This window comes from Exiguobacterium sp. 8A (genome assembly GCF_902506275.1).
GTDB classification, from domain to species: domain Bacteria; phylum Bacillota; class Bacilli; order Exiguobacteriales; family Exiguobacteriaceae; genus Exiguobacterium; species Exiguobacterium profundum.
The window spans coordinates 678,368-698,904 of record NZ_LR733630.1 but is presented as its reverse complement, the minus strand read 5'-3'; the positions used below and the strand labels follow the sequence as shown (position 1 = coordinate 698,904).

Genomic DNA, 20,537 nt, shown 5'->3' with positions numbered 1-20,537 from the left:
TTCAAGTGCTGATGAAGGAAGTGTACGTAATCAATATGAACAGAATATGAACGACATCAAAAATGTAAATGAACCGTGGTGCCGGTTCCGAGGTTTGACTCGACTGTGATGTTTCCGCCATGTAGGTCGATGATATCTGAGGTGATGGCAAGACCGAGACCTGTCCCTTGAGTCGTTCGAGCAGTGTCCCCGCGATAGAAGCGGTCGAACAGGTGCTCTTTTGTCTCGTCGTCCATCCCAACCCCTTCATCCGTAACCGAGATGACGATACCTGGGTCGACGGTACAGGTGATGTGGATTGTGCCTCCATCATGTGAAGCATGAACGGCGTTCATCAATACATTGTTCCAAACTTGTGCGAGTAGAACCGGGTCACTCTTCAAGACTACGTCTTGTGGGATGTCGGTAACGACGGCGATCCCTTTTTGATCAAGAATGAAAGCGTTCGTTTGAATGACTTCGGATACCGATTGAAGCACATTCACGTTCGTCTCGAGAATCGGGGGATTTTCATCCAATCGTGATAAAAGCAGCAGTTGTTTCGTCAATTGGGATAGACGCTTCGTCTCCTGTTCGATGACACGCGCATATTCTCTTGATTCACCTTCCGTATCGTCAGCTAATTTTTCTGCATAGCCACCTAGGGAGGTCAAAGGAGATTGAAATTCATGGGAGACATTCGAAACGAATCGTCGCTGTCTCGCTTCGGTACGATCGATCTCATTTGACATGTTTTGAAATTGTCGTGCCAACGTTCCGATTTCATCTTGACGCTCGACGGGGAGATGTTCCGGAGCTTTACGCATGGCGACGGATGTGGTCGCATTCGTGAGCGTCTGTAACGGGCGGACCAGGGACCTTGTCGAGATGGCAATCAAGCCAAATGCCAAGAGGGTGACGAGTGCGAAAAATAGACCGACGAACAGATGTAACTCGCGGATTTGGGCACTCAAATCCGGACGAATAAAGATGACGTCCCCGTTTTCAAGTGTAAATCCATATGTGTTCGTCAGTTCGTTATCGAACAATCCGAGCAAGAAGAGATGAAACGGAAAGTCACGCATTCCCTGATATGGAGACCCGTTCCGTACGGATTGGATCACCTTGTCAGAGATAGTCTCATCCCGAAAGGCACCGCCAAAACGTCGACGTTCGTCAGTCGCATCCACGACGACCAGTTGATATCCGGTCGCAGCTAAGAAAGTATAGAAGGCATCATAGTCTAAATCGGTATGGTTCTCGACATACGACTCCGCTATTTTGGCGACCCGTTCCGTCTTCTCGCTATAGGAAGGTTGCCACCACTTGTAATAAGCCACATTGCTGATCAACAGGGAGATGGCTCCGGATAGAAGTAAAATCAAGAACATCGTGACGATGATTCGCGTGTAGAGTGTCTTCATCCGTTCACCTCGAGCGAGTATCCGACACCTCGTACGGTTCGAATCGACAAAGCAGGGTGATCGAACCGATTACGAAGTCGCTTGATATGAACATCAACTGTTCGCTCATCCCCCTCGAAATCAAATCCCCATACCAAATCAATTAACTCCTCACGACGATACACTCTTCCCGGAAAAGAGGCGAGTTGAAATAATAGTTCAAACTCTTTTTTAGGGAGATAGAACAGCTGACCCTCAAGCGTCACCTCGTATTCTCTTAAATCGAGTCGAAGAGGACCAGCTTGAATTTGTGAAGCGGCCGAACGTTGATAACGTCGCGAGACGGCTTGCAATCGAAAGAGTAACTCCTCAGGGATGAAGGGTTTGGTCACATAGTCGTCTGCCCCATGAACGAATCCTTGACGCTTATCCTCCCATTCATCGAGAGCGGTTAGTAAAATGACGGGAATATCGAGAGTCGCCTTGAGTCGTCGACACAATTCACGACCGTCAAGCCCTGGGAGCATGATGTCGACAATCGCGGCATCGATTGGTTGCATCGTGAAACGTTCTTCGCCTGTGTTCCCGTCGGTCGCTGTCAACACCTCATGACCCGCATCCTCGAACGTTTCTTTCACAAGGCGTAAAATGGAGGGGTCGTCTTCTACGATGAGTATACGCATAGCGGTCGTTCCTTTCCTAAATAGGTTCGACACGAAACGAGGTGACCCATGCGGAGTCACCTCGAATCGTATCAGCTTTATTGCTTCGTCATCTCTTGATGAAGGGCACGGAGGGCGCGGATGAACGCATCCTTAAAGTATTTGTCTTCTTGAGTCTCTAATGTTTGGATGGCCTTTTGGTCACCGTTACTCGCTTTGACGAGAAGATTCACGACTGTTCCCCAGCGTTTCACATGTTCTGGGCGAGGGTGGTTCAACGCGGTCGTCAGCGTGAACCAATACGGTTGATCGCGCCGCTGCAACGTGGCAATCATCCGTTTGGCAAGGAGCGCTTCTTCTTCAGAAGGGATTGTTGCCGTGGCGAACCAACCGAGCATCGAAGCGCTCATCGATTCAAGTTCTTGTTTCATCGCAGGTTCGATTGGCATCCGTCCGAAGTCTGTCACGTTGACAAATACCAATCGGTCTTTCGGGTCAATATGTGTGATCCATCCTGATAATGACTTCAGCTTTTCACGTTCTTTTGACTGGGCTTTACACGTATACCCTTGAAGTTTTCCGATGTAGATGCGGAATTGTCCACGGTCGACATGTTTGTCCACCTTGAACTCGATTTCTTGTCCTGCTTGAAACGGTTGATTCCGTTTATTCAACGTCTGCCCCTTTTTCAATTCAGGTCGTTTGGAAATATGACGCAATGCTTCTTGTTCAGTCCGATCATCCAATGTCCAAAGGTTGTGAGGGGTCACGTTTTTAAAACGATGACGCCGGACGTAGATGTATTGGTCGAGTGCGTCGATCGCGTCTGCGGAAGTGGCAGTTCCATTCAAATAGTCATCAGCGATATCACGTAAGGTGAGGGATTCGAGACGATCGATATGTCCTGAATAGGGAACGCTTCCGACAACAAATAACGCGGTCGCAATCAACTCACTTTCTCGAGGGGTCAGCGGTCGTTTGGCCATGATGCACTTCCTCTCTTAATTCATATGATTAGTATAACAAAAACAGTTAGAATGTTGTGAACTCAACTGCGATTTGGAAAAAAATGAGGAATGGACAGGATTCCCACCATTTATCTCGAATAATGACTTGTAGAGAATCGGATGTAGGAATGAAAAAGTGAGGTGAGGCAATGAAGCTCTCCATCGAATCTGGGGATTATGTCGTATTGATTGAAATCAATAAAGAAGTACTCAAATGTGCATCCCTTGAGGAAGCCGATCAGGCAGATCGTCTGCGATATGAACTCGTTGGTCGGATGAGTGAACGCTTGCCAGCAGAAGTCATCGTTCCGTCGATCATCGATTACATTCGCTTCGGAAGCGGATATATCGGAGATCGCATCGTCTGGGACGCTGAAACGGAGTCTTTTTTTTGCCAGCAGTTTGAGACCATTGACGGGTCTCCACTTGGAGAGGACCTCGAGGGATTCCGTCCCGACCCAAGCCGGGTGGAACTGGCGCGCTACTATACGTACTTGACGATTGGACGGATTGTCGAGTTTGATATGCTGCACCCGGATGAGCCGAGCTATTGGTAAACTTAGCGACAACTTTTTATTCAAAAAAAGGGAAATCTAATCCAAAGTTTGAGATAATGGAGTCACTTTATCAGTTTGGAATGGAGCGGAAGGAATGAAAAAGATTGCCCTTTTGACAGCGATTGCCCTTTTACTGCCGGTCGGAGTAGATGCAGCACAGCCGGTCATCCTTAAGAAACATGGTTACGTCGTCTCAGAACCACAAGTCACGAGCCAATATTATGTGAAGCAAATCGGTATGGATTTGGCCTGGAATAAGACGAGAGGCGCAACTGATATCGTTGTGGCGCTGATTGACTCGTCAGCTGACCGTAACCATACGGATTTGAAGAACGTTCCTCGTGTCGTCAATTCCATGAAAGGTCCATACACTGCGGATATTCATGGCACACATACCGCTGGGATCATGGCCGGGAAACATAACCGTTTTGGGATCGCCGGACTCGCGCCGAACGTCCGCTATCACTTTTATAATGTGTTCTACGGGGTGAATTCAGATAAAACAGACTCTTGGACGGTCGCCAATGCAGTGGATACGGCTGTAGCGAAAGGGGCGAACATCATCAACCTCTCGCTTGGAGGGGATGATTATGATAGTCGTTTGGCCACATCGATTAAACGGGCAAGGGCGAAAGGGGTCATTATCGTCGCATCATCTGGAAATGATCGAAAACAGACGATCAATTTTCCTGCAAACATGAAAGAGGTAATCGCGGTCGGTGCAATCGATTCTAGACATCGTCTCGCGAGCTTTAGCAATATGGACGATCGCGTCAAAATCGTGGCGCCAGGTGTGAACATCCTCTCTCTAGGAATCAACAACCGCTTTATCTTTATGGACGGGACGTCGATGGCGGCACCGATGGTCACGGCGAGCCTCGCGCTCGTCAAATCGATCAATCCTTATTTGACACCTGGTGAGATCGACCAGTTGATTGCGAAGATGCCAAAAGCCTCCGGAAAGTCTTATACGGAATTGAATGCGATGAAACTGCTAGAGGCAACGGCTCGCCCTATTCACATCTCTGCCCCTTCGGTGTGGAAGAGTCGATACGTGAATGATGTCAAGTTGAGTGTCATGAAGCATTCGAACTTAAAGTCCTCGTTCACACTGTATCAAGGGAACAAGAAAGTCAAGACGCTCACACCAAATCGGTCGTTCACGATGTATTCGAGCGGGGATTGGTTACCGAGCGGACAATATCGCATCGTCGGTCAAGTCACGGATGGAAAACATAAGCGATACACGAGCCGAACGATTGATTATGTCAACACGTTGAAGACGGCAGTGTCTGTGAAGGTGTCGGAAGAAGGGACGTTCTCGATTCACACGACACGAAAAGGCACGGTCACGGTACTTGATTCAAATGGGAAGGTCTTGTACGAAGCCCTCCACATCGCCGGGACATTCCCGGTAAGAGGGAATACGACACAGAAGCTGACGGTCATCCTTAAACCGACGGACCTTCGCGAAAAAGTGGTGACGACATCTTTTGAGCCACCAATCATCGAAGACGAGCCTCCGGTCACAGAGACCTTGTAAGATAAAAAGCCGCCTGCTCCTAACGGAGAGACGGCTTTTTCTATTTAATCGATGGTGATGGCTTCTCCACACCAACGGATACTCGCTTCTAATACGTTCCCTTGGTCATCAATATGCTCGAAACTGAGTTTCCCATCTCGGATGATTTCGCAAAGACCGACTCGGACACGGTCGCTCCAAGCGCGACGCGTCTCATGCGTTTCATCGAACACTGGAATGGCGTCCGGGAAGCGCTCCTCGAGATGTGCTAAATTGTGATGGTCAAAATGATAAGGTCGTTTCGAGAGTTCGTTCGGTGCCTTGATGTCGAACGGTTCAAACCCTCGGACGAGACGATTATTTCGGTAGAAGGCGAACACGCCGTTGTTCGGGTGGAGCACTTTAATGTCATCGATTTCTATTACATAAGTCAGACGTTGAATCCAACCGTTTTTTGCATCCTGATGCATCAAAATCCCTCCTTATTCAATGAACACGCCTTATTTTAGCGCTGACTGAACGTAAAATCAAGTTTCGAATTTAAGTTGTCAACCGTTCAAATTTCAGCTACAATGGTTGAAGTGACTATGAAGTCTGGACAATCGCGGGACGCAAGTCTTGAGGAAAGTCCATGCTCGCACAGCCTGTGATGGCTGTAGTGATCGTGCTACACGAAACGATAAGTGTAGGCAACGCAAGTTGACGGCAGAAGAAACACCTAAGTCCTCGGATATGGTGTCCGCTTCTTGAAAGTGCCACAGTGACGGAGTCTGATCGGAAACGTTCAGAGTGGAACGAGGTAAACCCCACGAGCGAGAAACCCAAACTATGGTAGGGGAACTTCCAGACCGGAATCGAACGGGACGGAGGGCGCTGATGTGCGCAGATAGATGATTGTCACTCCATCGTGCCAGGGAGACCGCTATGAGCACCGGAGTACAGAACATGGCTTACAGGACAACATAGTCTCAACTGACAACGACAAGGAGTTCAAGCACATATACTTGAGCTCCTTTTTTCATGATTTTTTTACAACTTACAAAATGACTGAAAGATATTTATGTAGAAGGAAGGCGATTTAGATGGCAAAACGTAAACTGATTGCGACGGCAGCGATGGGAATCGAGGCACTTGTGGCAAAAGAAGTAAGGGATTTAGGATACACGTGCGAAGTCGAGAACGGACGGATTTATATCGACGCGGAAATGGAAGACATCCCACGTCTGAACATGTGGTTGCGGACAGCAGACCGGGTCAAACTCGTCGTTGCCGAGTTCAAGGCGACAACGTTTACAGAATTGTTTGACGGGGTCGTAGCGTTACCATGGACCGACCTCATGCCGTGGGACGCGGCGTTCACGGTCGACGGACGCTCGGTCAAATCAAAGCTGTTCTCGATTCGTGACTGTCAGAAAATCACGGAGAAGGCGATCGTTGAAGCGATGCAACGCGGCTATCGTAAAGAGGGAGAATGGTTGCCGAAGTCAGGCGCGAAATTCCCAATCGAAGTCGCTCTTTTGAAAGATGTGGCGACCATCACGATCGATACGTCCGGTCCACTTCACCGTCGAGGCTACCGTGAGCTTCATTCGCAAGCTCCACTCAAAGAGACGATGGCAGCGGCGATGATTCAATTGACAAACTGGCGTCCGGACATGCCGTTTTATGACGTATTTACAGGTTCAGGGACGCTCGCCATCGAAGCGGCGATGATTGGACGAAATATCGCGCCGGGTATCAACCGTGAATACTTCGCACAGGATTGGACATGCATCCCGAAAAAAGCCTGGTATGCGGCAATAAATGAAGCGAATGAGAAGGCGGAGTGGGATAAACCGTTAAAAATCTATGGAATCGACTTGGATCCGCGGATGGTGAAACTTGCAAAAGACAATGCGGAACTCGCTGACGTCCGTGATGCGATCACATTCGTCCATAGTGACGCAGCCGCACTGAAGCCGAAAGAAGAGTACGGGGTCATCATCGGAAACCCACCTTATGGGGAACGACTTCAGTCAGAAGAAGAAATCATCGACTTGTACGAACGGATCGGGGAACAATATGCGAAATACCCTGGTTACAGTGTCTATATGTTGACGAGTTATGAAGACTTCGAGAAGGCATACGGGCGCCCGGCGACGAAGCGTCGGAAGCTGTACAACGGAAATATCGAGACGCAATATTACCAATACTTCGGAAAGCGTCGCCCACGTCCGGACCGTGACGCAAAACCGAAATCAGAATGATGAATCCATGACCGTTCACCTGAGCGGTCATTTTTCTGTTTTCTTAGAACAAACTCACTTGTTTCATCATCCGTGTAACAGGATATACATAACATATGTATAATTAGAGGGGGACAGATGATGGAAAAGTATACAGTCGAATATCAGTTACATGTGAAAGAACAGAACACTCGGACGGTCGAGGTAGAAATGGACCGTGTGCCGGACTTAAATAATCAAGAAGAATTACATGCGGCTTACCAGATTGTATCTGACGCGATTCGTGAACCGATCACAAGTTTTGAGATTGTATCTATTACGTGAGCCCGAGGCAATCGCTTCGGGCTTTCTACATAATATTGGAGGAGTGAGCAAATGAATATTTTAGTAGTGGGCATCGGGGATGTCGCCAAAAAAGCATATCTACCTGTATATGCCGGATTAAAGGACGTTGATGTGTATCTCGTCTCAAGGGATGAACAGAAGTTACACGATATCATCTCGACCTTTCGTTTCAAAGGAGGGTACTCAGACCTACACGCCGTGCCGATGACAGAAATCGATGCGGTCATGATTCATTCGACGACAGCTGTTCATTATGAGCAAGCCGAGTATTGTCTACGGCAAGGAAAGCATGTCTTCATCGACAAACCGATCACGTTCACTCTTGGAGAGACGGAACGACTCGTCGCACTTGCTAAAGAGAAAGGCGTCCATCTCGTCACAGGCTTCAATCGCCGATTTGCCACGGCCACACAGGCACTCAAACAAGTCGAAGAAAAAAATATGGTCTTCATTCAAAAGAACAGAACGTATAAACCGGCATCGCTTCGTGAATTTGTGATCGAGGATTTCGTGCATGTCGTCGATACGCTCCGTTATTTGACCGACCTTCAGCCTATCGAACGTTTACGTGTCACACCTCGATTTGAAGGGGATGTGCTGAAACAAGTGATGATTCATTTCAAGGCAGGGGGAATCGAGGCAATCGGTTGGATGAACCGAGACAACAGTTGCACCGAAGAAGTGATGGAAGTCATGTCACCGACCGTGAAGCGGGTCACGCGTGATGTGGAGCGGATTACAGACTATGGACGAGACGGTGTGAAGGAATGGTCGCTCGACCCATGGGAGTCGAATTTGAAACGTCGAGGATTTATCGACCTTGTGGAAGACTTCTTACGTTTACTTCGTGGGGAACCGAACGCCTCCGTTGTCGCGGAAGACAGTCTCGAGACACATCGTCTCTGTGAAGAGATTCTAAAGGAAGTGCGGTGAACATACTGTTTCCGTCATATTCAGACCGGGTAAAAACCCGATAAAAGGAGGCGATTTCGTTGGATATTCGAGAACTGATTATGCAAATCAATGACTATTTATGGTCGTACCTTCTCATCTTCGTATTGATTGCAGGAGGTCTTTATTTTACGTTTCGGATGGGGTTCGTTCAATTTCGAATGTTACCGGAAATGTTTAAACTCTTATTCGTGAAAGGAATCAAGCATGAGAAAGGACAGGTCTCATCTTTCCAAGCGTTCGCCATCGGAACGGCTGCCCGTGTCGGTACGGGGAACATCGCCGGCGTATCGACGGCCATTGCCTTAGGAGGTCCCGGGGCAGTATTTTGGATGTGGCTCATCGCCTTGATCGGAGCAGCTTCGGCGTTTGTTGAAAGTACGCTCGCCCAGGTGTATAAAGTGCATGACGGCAAGGCTTGGCGCGGTGGTCCGGCGTACTATATCGAACGTGCACTTGGTGCACGCTGGTTAGGCATCGTATTTGCCATTTTGATTACGTTCGCGTTCGGTTTTGCGTTCAACTCCGTCCAGGCAAATACAATCGCACTCTCCGTGAATAACGTATTTGAGATCGATACGGTCTGGGTCGGCATCATCTTGTCCGTTGTCACCGCTATCGTCATCTTCGGTGGGATTCGTTCCATCTCGACCTTATCGGGAATCATTGTACCAATCATGGCGGGCGGTTATATCTTACTCGCTATTTGGGTCGTCCTTACGAATCTTGATGTCGTGCCACAGGTGTTCTCCGCCATCTTCTCTGAAGGTGTCCTCGGTTTCCAACAGTTGTTCGGTGGTGCGGTCGGTGCAGCCGTCCTCCAAGGAATTCGACGTGGTCTCTTCTCGAACGAGGCAGGTATGGGGTCTGCCCCTAACGCCGCAGCTACCGCTGAGGTGAGTCACCCGGTCAAGCAAGGATTGATTCAATCGCTTAGCGTATTCGTTGACACCTTGTTCATCTGTACCGCAACAGCGATGATTGTCCTCATTTCAGGAGTTGAAGGCTCTGAAGCTTTCCAAGGGATTGAGCTTGCCCAAGAGGCGCTTCTCGTTGAAATCGGACCGATTGCGACGACTCTCATGACTGTCGCCATCTTACTTTTTGCCTTCAGTTCGATTTTGGCCAATTATTATTATGGAGAGACGAACATCGAGTTCATATCTGAGAAGAAGCGATATTTGATAATCTATCGGATTGCCGTTGTCGGGATGGTCATGTTCGGGTCTGTGCGATCTGCGGGACTCGTCTGGTCGATTGCCGACATCTTTATGGGCTTGATGGCACTCGTCAACATGTATGCGATTTTCCGATTGAGTAAAGTTGCCAAGACGCTCCTCGACGACTATATGGCCCAAAAGAAAGAAGGAAGAGACCCGGAATTTTTTAAAGATGGTGTCGAACTTCCTGGTATGGAACATATTGAAGCGTGGGAAACAAAAAAAGAAGAAATTAGTTGAAGGATCATCAATCAATGGGACGTCCCTGGAAACAGGGGCTTCCTCTTCATTTTGAACTTATTATTTCAAATACCGCATTATATTATAAAAAGAAAGTAGAGAGTAACGATGAAACAAGTATTTTTGACAATCGTCAAGCGATTTTTTACAGAACGTTTTTTTGATCAAGCGGCCATGTTAGCCTATTATTTCATTTTATCCACGTTCCCGTTCTTATTATTCGTATTAGGGATTGTTGGATTTTTACCGTTTACGAGTGGCGATGTGATTCAAGCGTTATCACTCATCATGCCTGAAGCCAGTTACAAGCTATTAGAAGGAAACATTGAAGCCGTATTCGACAACTCCAAATTGAAATTGGCATCATTCAGTATCTTACCAGCACTCTGGATCTCATCGATGGCCGTACAATCTCTCGTGCGGGCATTGAACGATGCCTACCGGGCTGTTCGTAATAAAGCCTTTTGGAGGGGCGTCTTACAGGATATCGCCATCACCTTGGCGCTCATGTTTGTGTTGCCATTTTCATTGCTCGTCCCTGTGATTGAGACGGCACTTCGAGAAATCTCTTCATACGTGTTGTTCATCGATGAGATTGTCACGACATATGCGCAGATTTGGTTTTACTTCAGATGGATCATCGGAACAGGTCTTCTATTCACTGTATTCGTATTTGTATATAAGTGGTTGCCAAGTGTGTCCGGAACATTTAAAAATAGTTGGGCCGGAGCCGCTTTTGCAACAGTAGGGATTCTGCTTGTCTCGAACGTGTTTAGTTACTATTCACAATTCGCAAACTACGAGCAGTTTTATGGTCAACTCGGTGCATTCATCGTCTTATTGATTTGGTTCTATCTCGCTGCCTCTGTCATCTTGCTTGGTGGGCTGTTGAATGCGACGTTAATCGAGAGGAAAGAAAAACTTCATTAGACGTGTAATTGCTAGTTATCATTCGAAAGAATAGGGAATGGTAACGTAAGGTCACATCATCTAAGCGGAGGTGGGAAACATGGATATGCAACGGCTCGTACACAATCGTCGTTTCATCGATCAATCATTGTTTTACCTCGCCTTACATCTATGGAAATGGATCCTACTGTTACCTGTCTTGTTCTATTTGGACGTATCGTTCCGACACTCGCCATTCTCTGAGTACTTGATTGTCAGTATCATCTTGTATCTCATGTTTCGTGTGATTCAATATGTGATAGCTAGCCGAGCCTCTCTCATGGAATTAGTAGAGTTCGCGTATGGGGTGCTATCACTTGTTCTCGTCTTCTCGTTCATGATGGAAATCGGCGCGCCACCGATCGCTGTCGCAATAGTTGGTGCTGCATACTTGAGCCATTCGATGCTTTCTCTACATCACTATCAAAACTTTTCAGAGCGCAAATGGTTGAACAAACAGTTTCAATTATTTAGCCCGATGCTTCGCCAGGGTGAGGTACCGGTTCATGTCCTCGTGTTGACGGAAGATGAAATTGTGATTACTGTAGAAAGTGGAAAAGAGTTTACGTACCGTCATATTTACTGGGGCGGTTTTTATGTAGAAAATCCTTCCTAAAAGGTGGTTACTCAGTTGTTTAGTGGATTTGATAATGTGATTGTCATCGTATTCTGGATTGCAACATTCATCGCTTTCTTTAAAGGCGCCTATGATATGTGGCGTGAATACCGAACGTCGAAAGAAAAATCAGTATTGTACTTTTTAATCGTATTGATTATCACATGGTTTTGGTTCAATCCATACGAATTGGTCGCATTGCATCCCTTCGTACTAATGGCGTACTATTGGAACCGAAATCGGTGGATGCGAAACGCAATGTTCGTATTGGTTCTCGTACCGTTTGTGATTCGTGTCTGGTTAATCGCAGCATCGATGTAAAACAAAAAACTCGGTCCCTTTATAGGGAACCGAGTTTTTGTGTGAATCGTTACTCTTTCTTCGCAGCTGCCAATTCAGCTTCCATTTCACCGAATTCACGGTTGATACGTTTTTGTTCTTTCTGGCTAGTAAAGTTACTGACAAGCACGATTGCCAACATACTCAAGAAGAAGCCAGGTACCATTTCATAAAGGACTGTCGAAAGTCCAGTGACGATCCAGAGAATGACGGTAATGGCACCGACGAGGATACCAGCGAGGGCACCTTGACGCGTCATCTTGCTCCAGTAAAGTGACAAGAGGATTGCTGGTCCAAATGCAGAACCGAATCCAGCCCATGCATATCCGACGAGTGTGAGGATTGTACTTGATGGGTTGAGTGACATGAGCGTCGCTACAACTCCTACTAGCAAGACACCAACACGTCCGGCAAGGACCATCGTCTTCTCACTTGCATCTTTGTTGAAGAATTTACGATAGAAGTCTTCTGTCAATGCAGATGATGTGACGAGCAATTGCGACGATACCGTCGACATGACCGCAGCAAGGATGGCTGCCAATAAGAAACCAGTGATGAACGGGTGGAACAAGACTTCAGAGAATTGAATGAAGACTGTTTCCGGGTCCCCGAGTGGATTTCCTTGTCCTCGGAAATAAGCGATTCCGACGAACCCTGTCATGACGGCACCGATTATAGATACTGTCATCCAGCTCATCCCGATACGACGAGCCGTTTTCAATGATTTCACATCACGGATTGCCATAAAGCGAACAATGATGTGTGGCTGACCGAAGTAACCAAGTCCCCAAGCGAGGAGACCGATAATCCCGAGTGTCGTCGTCCCTTTAAAGAGGTCGAACAAATCGGCATTGATTGTCGTTGCAGAGTTGACAGCAGTGTCTACTCCACCGATATCTGTTAAAGCGACGAATGGTACGAGCACGAGCGCCAAGAACATGATGACACCTTGTGCGAAGTCCGTCCAACTAACTGCCGTGAATCCACCGAAGAGGGTGTATAAGATGACGACACTAATTGTGACAATGACACCTGTCTGATAATTTAATCCGAATGAGCTTTCAAACAACTTCCCGCCGGATACAAGTCCAGCTGATGTGTAGAACGTGAAGAAGATGATGATGACGGATGCAGAAAGGATCCGTAGCCAGTTCGAGTGATCTCGGAACCGATTCTCTAAGAAGTCTGGAATCGTAATCGAATCGTTCGCCATCTCTGTGAAGACGCGAAGTCGTGGAGCAACTAACAAGTAGTTCAAGTAAGCTCCGATGACCAATCCAACGGCTAACCAAATTGCTGATAGTCCAGTTGCATACATTGCACCCGGTAGTCCCATTAACATCCAACCACTCATATCCGAAGCTCCGGCTGACATGGCTGTAACGCCTGGCCCCATTTTACGGCCACCTAACATATAATCTGATGAATCGGTCGTTCGTTTATACGCAACGTATCCGATAAGAAGCATCATCACGAGATAAAGCGCGATTGATACCCATTCTTGCCATAGCATTGAATTACCTCCTATTAAGTTAAAAGATCTATTTAATCAACTCGTTCGCGATTGTGTGAAGACATCACACAGTTAAAAACAAAAGTTGAAAATGCGAACTTGTGCTTTACCTTACAGAACCTTTGAAATGATTGCAAACTGACACTTTTTCATAAAAACAGCTCTAAAGCCCATTATACCAACGGATGGAGGCTAAAATTTTCAGATAAAAAGTTTAAATATTCTGAATATTTGAAATGCTGAGGACTTTCCTGTGTAACATGAATGTAATATTTATGGGAAAATTTTCAGAAAACATATTTTTAATCATAAGAAAAAGAGCATCTTTGAATGCTCTTTACTTCTTTATTTGAATGCTTTTTCTTCAACGAGTCGCATCGTCGGGAATGTTTGTCCAGACTTCGCCTGCATCGTAACCAAGATATAAGTTTCGCTATTATGTTTCATGATGAATACCATGGTATATCCGGATTCGTCCGTATAACCCGTCTTCGTGGCGGTCACAAACTTGGAGTAGTTGACACTTCGTTCATTAACCGATGAACCGAGGTGATACCACCAACGACGTTTGCCGTTACCGTCTTTATCTTTAAATTCGGCTTTTAATTCATAAGTCCCGGCAATTTCAATCAACTCCGGGTATGTACTGAATGCGAAGGCGATTTTAGCCATGTCGTTCGCCGTCGTATAATGATTCGGATCCGAGTAGCCATGCGCATTTACGAAATGCGTTCCAGTCAATCCTAAAACCTTTGCTCGATCATTCATCAATTGAACGAAGGCCTCGGTCGACCCGCTCGTGTATTCCGCAAGGCTGTTCGCAGCATCGTTTCCGGATTCAAGTAGCGTGGCGTAAAGTGCTTGACGAACTGTCAATGTATCCCCGATGGCAAGATGCGCGATATGGCTGTCCCATGGAATATCGAGTGTCGACTGTTGAATCGTAATGAATGGTTGGTCGAGTTCATTCGCTGCAGATGCCTTCTCATAAGCAAGCAGTGCCGTCATCAATTTAGTCGTACTGGCTGGAAACACACGATCATTGGCGTTTTTATCGATCAATATCTCTTGTTTGGTCACGTTGACGAAAGTTAGTGCGCCAACAGAGATTTCCTCATCCGAAATCATCTTCGTCTCACTCGGACTCCATGAACCCATGTCGATATCCGGGAAAAGCGGACCTGTATTCATCGGTTCAGCTTTTGGTGTGGACGCTTCTGCTAATGTCGGTGCTTCTTTATCTTGTTTAAATCCGACCAACGTCGGGATCAGTGCGATGATTCCGAGTAAAACGACCGCGGCAATCATTCTTCGCATGATGTACGTTCTTCTTCGGTGTCTCCTTCTACGGGTCAACAAAAGTCCCTCCTTTTTTGGTTACTCTATAAACATAATAGAAAACGCTCTTTTTTTTCGCTAATAAAATAAAGAACTAGGTCAATGATTGATCGGCGATGAAAGAACTGCGTTTCGGGTATAAGGGTAAAGATGTCACTTTTAGAGAGGAGGATGCATCATGCATCGTTATCCGTTCACGAACTCCATTTGGCGTCAACATGATACTGGGACGCCGTACCCATCCCTTTCCGTTTCGGAATCGACCGAAGTCGTCGTCATCGGGGCAGGGATTGCGGGACTCGTCTGCGCCTATGAACTCCAAAAGCGAGGGAAACAAGTGACGCTTCTAGAAGCGTTAGAGATTGGACATGGGACGACGGGACATACGACGGCAAAATGTTCCGTTCAACATGGGACGATTTATCATAAGTTGATTCGTCATTTTGATGAGTCCATCGCTCGTTTATATTACGAGTTCAACTCAGAAGCGCTCATCTATCTAAAAAAACAAATTGAAGAAGGGTTTGACTGCGATTACGCGAATGAACAATCGTATCTTTACTCTAGGGAACCGAACGAAGAACTTACTAAAGAACTGGATGCGTATCGTCGTTTGAAGATTGACGGAGGAGAAGCGACGGAAGAAGTGAGAAAGGCTCTCCCGTTCTCGATCGAGCAGGCGTTGGTGATCCATGACCAAGCTCAATTCCATCCCGTGAAATACTTACGTGAATTAGCGGAACGTTTTGTTCGTCTCGGAGGAAAGATTTATGAAAATTCTAGAGCGACGGAAGTGAGTCAGGGACCACGTCCAGTAGTCACTACATCTAACGGTAGAAGGGTACAGGGAAATCAAGTCGTGATTGCGACCCACTATCCATTCAATGACCTGCGCGGGTTGTACGTGTCGAAGTTTTCAATCGAAAGATCGTATATCGTTGCCTGTGAAGTGGAGAGTCGACCACTCAGAGGGATGTATTTAGAGGTTGGACAGCAAAATCGTTCGTTTCGATCCTATAGTGAAAACGGAAAAAGCTATTTACTAGTTGGAGGTGAGGGGCATACCGCTGGGCAAGTCACAGATACGCGTCTCCGATATGATCGATTGGAGAATGACGCACAGGCACATTTTGGAACGCATCGGGCATCTCATAGGTGGTCGTCCCAAGATCTTATCACCTTAGATGGACTTCCTTACGTAGGGCAAATGTTCAAAAGAGAACCAGATCTCTTTGTGGCGACTGGATTTTCGAAATGGGGGATGACGAACGGAATCGCTGCCGGCACCTTGCTCGCGGACCAACTCACAGGTCGTCCGAACCGATTCGTCGAGCTGGTCTCACCGCTCCGTCAAACGGTTAAACCTAGTGATATCAGTGCATTTCTCAAAACAAACTTAGATACTGCCGCTCAATTCACGAAAGGGACAGTAAATCGGATGCTTGAACGAAAAGATGTACAAGACCTGCAGCTAGATGAGGGAGGGGTCGTACAAGTGGATGGGAAGACCAAGGGCGTCTATCGAGATTTGGATAACCAGTGCCATGTCGTCAACCTGACCTGTACGCACCTCGGTTGTACAGTGAAATGGAACAATGCCGAGCGGTCATGGGATTGTCCATGCCACGGCTCTCGTTTCGATGCAAAAGGGGCTGTATTAGAGGGTCCTGCCACAAAACCACTTTCCTACAGTAAGCGAGAAGATTTGTAAACTGGTGTAGGCAAAGGTTGACAGCTATAATAAAGTAGAAAGAGAACAGAATAACACATAGGGGTGAAAGACAGATGGAAGTAACAAAAGAATGGCGTGAACATTTTAAACAACTGCGTGCCTTCGATGAAGCAATCTCTCTCTTATATTGGGACATGCGTACACAAATGCCGGAACAGTCGGCACCGCTCCGGGCAGAGACAATCGGTTATTTGTCGACCGAGGCATTCAAACGACAGACGAGCGAGTCGTTCGCTTCATTGCTGGAACGGATGGCGGATGAAGAGGGTCTATCTGACATTGAAGCGCGTTCACTTGAAGTCGCGAAGACGCAATACGAACGGAATGCCAAGATTCCGCATGATGAGTATCAAGCTTACGTAACGCTCGTCTCAGAAGCTGAGACGGCGTGGGAAAAAGCGAAAGATCAGGATGATTGGGACGCGTTCGCTCCATACCTTAAAAAGATTATCGGATTCCAGCAAAAATTTGCGGAATATTTCGGTTATGAGAAACATCCGTACGATGCATTGCTCTATGATTTCGAACCGGGCATGACGGTCGAGCTCTTAGACGAATTGTTCGCCTCGCTCCGAGACGAACTCGTTCCTCTTATTCAGCAGCTACCAAAAGAATCACTCTCTATGGACTGGTCGATGCCGGCGGATGTTCAAGAAACCATTTGTCATGACTGGATGAATGTCGTCGCTTACGATTTATCACGTGGTCGATTGGATGCGACAGTGCATCCGTTCGAAATCACCATCAACCGCCGCGACGTCCGGATTACGACGAAGTATGATGAAGCAGATTTCAGAAATGCACTGTTCGGTACGATGCATGAAGCGGGGCACGCGACGTATGAGCAGCAAATCGACCCGATGCTCGATGAACTCGGACTAGGCGGCGGTGCGTCGATGGGGATTCATGAGTCCCAGTCGCTCTTCTTTGAGAACTTCATCGGACGAAGCGAAGCGTTCTTGCATCGCGTCTATCCGAAACTACAATCGCTTCATCCGACATACGCTGCGATCGACTTCGACACTTTCTATCGAGGTGTGAATGAAGCGAAACCATCTCTTATTCGGATTGAGGCTGACGAATTGACATACAGTCTACACATCATCATCCGCTATGAGCTCGAGAAGGCACTCATACAAGGGACGTTGTCCGTCGATGAGCTTCCTGCAGCATGGAATGAAAAGTATAAAGAATATCTCGGACTCGATGTTCCGTCAAATGCTAAAGGAGTCCTTCAAGACGTCCATTGGGCAGGCGGTTCATTCGGATACTTCCCGAGCTATGCCCTGGGGTTAATTTATGCGGCCCAGTTGACGGAAACGTTGAAATCAGCCCTTCCGGAATTTGAGACGTTGATTGCAGAAGGCGAAATCGAACCAATCAAAGTGTGGCTACAGGAGAACGTTCATCAATATGGAAAACGTCTCACACCGAACGAACTCATTCAACAAGTGACAGGTCAAGCCATTTCGGTCCAACCACTCGTTCGATATTTGACCAAAAAATATCAGACAGTTGCCAAATGAAACGATTTGCACATCGTGGCGTTATGGCACATCGGCCGGAGAATACGATGTCGGCATTCAAGCTCGCACTCGAGGCCGGGGCAGACGGAATCGAGACGGATGTTCACATGACAAAGGACGGTGTCCTCGTTCTCATCCATGACGAGACGCTCGAGCGGACGACTGACGGAAGAGGACAAGTTTCACTCTATACCTATGATGAGCTCAGACAGTTCAATGCTGGAGTACGTCATGGTCTAGAAGAGCACATCCCTACGCTCGAGGAGCTGTTCGACCTTGTGAATGAGGAATCGGTCATTTTGAACTTAGAGGTGAAGACGGATGTCCTACGATATGAAGGAATTGAATCTCGCATCATCGATACGATCGAGTCCTCCGGGATTCATGCGTCCCGAATTCTCTTTTCCTCATTCAATCACGAAACCATTCATCGATTGAAACAGATGCGACCAGATATCGAGGCGGCCATTCTGCTTGCACAGCCGCTTTATGACATTTCAGGATATCTTCGATTCGTCGGAGCGGATTCGGTCCATCCGCACATCGATCGCATCACAGACGAAGAAGTACACTCCTTGCAACATCGAGGGATTCCAATCAGACCATTTACGATTAAAACACAACACCAACTGGAGCGTTGTTTAGCGCTTCAAGTCGATGCTGTCTTTGTCAATGATATCGAATGGGCAAACAAAACCACTTAGTCGCAGACTGAGTGGTTTTATATTTGGGTGGAAGGGAACTACATTTTATGTAAAGGTAGCGCTTTCGTCCGTTAGCATATCGGAGCACATTCAGGGCATAGTGTCCCCTTTACGTCATTGTCGGATTGTCTTAAGTTTAAGATGTCACCGAGCTACATAGCAATCAGATGTAGCACACCATGTAGCACTGCATCACATTTGTTGTATGCAAGTCGTGGGTTACCAAAGATCAAAAGGAGGAAATTTCACATGAAGAAGTTGATGTCTTTACTGGGTACTCTAGCACTGGCTTTCGCTTTCGTCTTACCGGTTAGCGCGGATGGACATGAAAATGCGATGGTCCGTGTGCTACATGCTTCACCTGATGCACCGGCAGTTGACGTGTACGTGGATGGGGAAGTCGCGGTCGAGGGAGCAGAATTCAAGGATCTCACAGACTACTTGACACTTCCTGCAGGGGATTACAACGTTGAAATCAAGCCGGCAGGTGACGCTGAAACAGTCGTCGTCGCAGCAGACCTCTCAATCGAGGCAGGCAAGTTCTATACAGCCGCTGCGATCGGTCAACTTGAAAACATCGAAATCGCTGCAATGGAAGACGATGCAAACTTTGAAGATGGTAAATCTAAAGTTCGTGTCGCTCACTTCGCACCAGATGCACCAGCGGTTGATGTCGCACCTAAAGGTGGCGACCCACTCTTCTCAAACCTCGAGTTCAAAGCAGTAAGTGATTACGGCACACTCGATGCTGGAACGTATGACCTTGAAGTACGCCCGGCTGGAGCGACTGACGTCGTCAAAGCACTTGACGGTGTCGCACTCGAAGGTGGCAAAAACTATACAGCATTCGCAATCGGACTCCTTGAAGGAGAACCAGCGTTTGAAGTCCTTCTCGCCGCTGATGGTGGGGAAATGGCGATGGCTCCTGAAACAGGACAAGGTGGTCTTGCTCAAACAGCTTCAATGAACTGGTTGCTCGCAGCAGCAGTGGTTGGAGCGGCAGCAGCTGGATTCTACGTCTTTCGTCGTCAGAAGCAAGACGCTTAAACTGATTTTCTTAGGAACAATCACATTTCTCGTATGGAGCGCTCAAGCGGAAGCTCCTGACAAACCGTTCGTGATGCCAACGGCTGAATTTGCCGAACCGCAGGTCTTGACCTCGAAGCAGGTAGATCGACAAACGTTTCATTCGAACAGTTTCGTCCCTGCCCAGCTGATCATTCCTTCAATCGATGTTGATACATCGATTGAAGCGGTCGGGAAGGATGAGGCCGGAAGAATGGACACACCGTCTGACGTGAATCAAGTCGGTTGGTATCAATACGGAGCCAAAGCAGGCGCAACGGGGAATGTCGTCCTATCGGGTCATCTAGATGATCTGAATGGTCCAGCTATCTTTGCGAATCTGGATCAACTTCCGATCGGAGAACTGGTGACGCTCCAGCGGAAAGACCAAGTCGCAACGTATGAAGTGGTCAGTGTGAAACAGTATCGCCTCGACCAAGTGCCGCTCGCTTCCATTTTTGCGGCGACTCAGTCAAAGCGTATTCAATTGATCACTTGTGCAGGACCGTATGACGAGAATCTTGGGTATCGGGACCGGATCGTGGTCACGGCACACCTGATTGAAACGTAAAGATGAAGAGATGCTGACCGATGGGTCGCATCTCTTTTTTTCGCAAAAAATAGCCCTTCACCGTTAAGATGAAG

Annotated in this window: 20 protein-coding genes and 1 other RNA gene; 15 read left to right on the top strand and 6 right to left on the bottom strand. The window is 47.3% G+C overall.

What is annotated here, in order from left to right; genetic code table 11:
* Window positions 1-56 precede the first annotated feature (56 nt).
* From GVY42_RS03580 to GVY42_RS03570, 3 genes are all read right to left on the bottom strand, one after another.
* A complete protein-coding gene (locus GVY42_RS03580) occupies window positions 57-1,403 on the bottom strand; it encodes a cell wall metabolism sensor histidine kinase WalK (RefSeq protein ID WP_159562352.1) in 1,347 nt (448 codons plus the stop codon).
* Window positions 1,400-2,065 carry a response regulator transcription factor gene (locus tag GVY42_RS03575; protein WP_159562351.1) on the bottom strand — a complete coding sequence of 222 codons (666 nt, stop codon included), beginning with the start codon at window positions 2,063-2,065 and terminating at the stop codon, window positions 1,400-1,402. Before GVY42_RS03575 ends, GVY42_RS03580 begins: the two co-directional genes overlap by 4 nt.
* A gap of 77 nt (window positions 2,066-2,142) precedes the next feature.
* Window positions 2,143-3,030, bottom strand: a complete 888-nt coding sequence (locus GVY42_RS03570) for a hypothetical protein (protein WP_159562350.1) — start codon at window positions 3,028-3,030, stop codon at window positions 2,143-2,145.
* A gap of 170 nt (window positions 3,031-3,200) precedes the next feature.
* Between GVY42_RS03570 and GVY42_RS03565 the strand changes: the two genes are divergently transcribed.
* Together GVY42_RS03565 and GVY42_RS03560 are read left to right on the top strand one after the other, a co-directional pair.
* Window positions 3,201-3,608, top strand: coding sequence for a hypothetical protein (locus tag GVY42_RS03565; protein WP_074036967.1), 408 nt, complete (start codon window positions 3,201-3,203; stop codon window positions 3,606-3,608).
* A gap of 94 nt (window positions 3,609-3,702) precedes the next feature.
* Complete coding sequence (locus GVY42_RS03560) at window positions 3,703-5,151, top strand: S8 family serine peptidase (RefSeq protein WP_159562349.1); 1,449 nt, start codon at window positions 3,703-3,705, stop codon at window positions 5,149-5,151.
* Between the two features lie 44 nt (window positions 5,152-5,195).
* On the opposite strand, the gene GVY42_RS03555 is transcribed toward GVY42_RS03560, so the two are convergent.
* Entirely contained in the window at window positions 5,196-5,600 is a 405-nt protein-coding gene (locus GVY42_RS03555; RefSeq protein WP_012726372.1) for a hypothetical protein, read from the bottom strand.
* A 120-nt stretch (window positions 5,601-5,720) separates the two neighbouring features.
* Between GVY42_RS03555 and rnpB the strand changes: the two genes are divergently transcribed.
* From rnpB to GVY42_RS03515, 8 genes are all read left to right on the top strand, one after another.
* An RNA gene (rnpB, locus tag GVY42_RS03550) (RNase P RNA component class B) lies at window positions 5,721-6,088 on the top strand.
* A gap of 124 nt (window positions 6,089-6,212) precedes the next feature.
* Window positions 6,213-7,376 (top strand): class I SAM-dependent RNA methyltransferase, encoded by a 1,164-nt coding sequence (locus tag GVY42_RS03545; protein WP_074036970.1) that lies wholly within the window; start codon window positions 6,213-6,215, stop codon window positions 7,374-7,376.
* Between the two features lie 120 nt (window positions 7,377-7,496).
* Entirely contained in the window at window positions 7,497-7,679 is a 183-nt protein-coding gene (locus tag GVY42_RS03540) for a hypothetical protein (RefSeq protein WP_230872813.1), read from the top strand.
* A gap of 51 nt (window positions 7,680-7,730) precedes the next feature.
* Window positions 7,731-8,633: a Gfo/Idh/MocA family protein gene (locus GVY42_RS03535; protein WP_159562348.1), complete on the top strand. Its 903-nt coding sequence runs from the start codon at window positions 7,731-7,733 to the stop codon at window positions 8,631-8,633.
* Between the two features lie 59 nt (window positions 8,634-8,692).
* Window positions 8,693-10,111, top strand: a complete 1,419-nt coding sequence (locus tag GVY42_RS03530; RefSeq protein WP_201302244.1) for a sodium:alanine symporter family protein — start codon at window positions 8,693-8,695, stop codon at window positions 10,109-10,111.
* 108 nt (window positions 10,112-10,219) lie between these two features.
* Window positions 10,220-11,041 (top strand): YihY/virulence factor BrkB family protein, encoded by an 822-nt coding sequence (locus GVY42_RS03525; RefSeq protein ID WP_159562347.1) that lies wholly within the window; start codon window positions 10,220-10,222, stop codon window positions 11,039-11,041.
* A 79-nt stretch (window positions 11,042-11,120) separates the two neighbouring features.
* A complete protein-coding gene (locus GVY42_RS03520) occupies window positions 11,121-11,675 on the top strand; it encodes a hypothetical protein (RefSeq protein WP_159562346.1) in 555 nt (184 codons plus the stop codon).
* A gap of 15 nt (window positions 11,676-11,690) precedes the next feature.
* Window positions 11,691-11,996 carry a hypothetical protein gene (locus GVY42_RS03515; RefSeq protein WP_074036975.1) on the top strand — a complete coding sequence of 102 codons (306 nt, stop codon included), beginning with the start codon at window positions 11,691-11,693 and terminating at the stop codon, window positions 11,994-11,996.
* Window positions 11,997-12,045: 49 nt separating this feature from the next.
* Here the strand turns inward: GVY42_RS03515 and putP are convergent, their stop codons facing one another.
* Entirely contained in the window at window positions 12,046-13,527 is a 1,482-nt protein-coding gene (gene putP, locus GVY42_RS03510; RefSeq protein WP_078146955.1) for a sodium/proline symporter PutP, read from the bottom strand.
* A 345-nt stretch (window positions 13,528-13,872) separates the two neighbouring features.
* Window positions 13,873-14,844 (bottom strand): D-alanyl-D-alanine carboxypeptidase family protein, encoded by a 972-nt coding sequence (locus GVY42_RS03505; protein WP_236548922.1) that lies wholly within the window; start codon window positions 14,842-14,844, stop codon window positions 13,873-13,875.
* Between the two features lie 199 nt (window positions 14,845-15,043).
* Between GVY42_RS03505 and GVY42_RS03500 the strand changes: the two genes are divergently transcribed.
* The 5 genes from GVY42_RS03500 to GVY42_RS03480 all read left to right on the top strand — a co-directional run bounded on the left by GVY42_RS03500 (window position 15,044) and on the right by GVY42_RS03480 (window position 20,463).
* On the top strand, window positions 15,044-16,576 hold the full coding sequence (locus GVY42_RS03500) for an FAD-dependent oxidoreductase (RefSeq protein ID WP_159562344.1): 1,533 nt from the start codon (window positions 15,044-15,046) through the stop codon (window positions 16,574-16,576).
* Window positions 16,577-16,650: 74 nt separating this feature from the next.
* Entirely contained in the window at window positions 16,651-18,123 is a 1,473-nt protein-coding gene (locus GVY42_RS03495; RefSeq protein WP_159562343.1) for a carboxypeptidase M32, read from the top strand.
* Window positions 18,120-18,827 (top strand): glycerophosphodiester phosphodiesterase, encoded by a 708-nt coding sequence (locus GVY42_RS03490; RefSeq protein WP_159562342.1) that lies wholly within the window; start codon window positions 18,120-18,122, stop codon window positions 18,825-18,827. The genes GVY42_RS03495 and GVY42_RS03490 overlap by 4 nt, the downstream gene beginning before the upstream one ends.
* A 249-nt stretch (window positions 18,828-19,076) precedes the next feature.
* Window positions 19,077-19,874 (top strand): DUF4397 domain-containing protein, encoded by a 798-nt coding sequence (locus GVY42_RS03485; protein ID WP_012726359.1) that lies wholly within the window; start codon window positions 19,077-19,079, stop codon window positions 19,872-19,874.
* On the top strand, window positions 19,819-20,463 hold the full coding sequence (locus GVY42_RS03480) for a class F sortase (RefSeq protein WP_236548921.1): 645 nt from the start codon (window positions 19,819-19,821) through the stop codon (window positions 20,461-20,463). Before GVY42_RS03485 ends, GVY42_RS03480 begins: the two co-directional genes overlap by 56 nt.
* The last annotated feature ends 74 nt before the right edge of the window (window positions 20,464-20,537 follow it).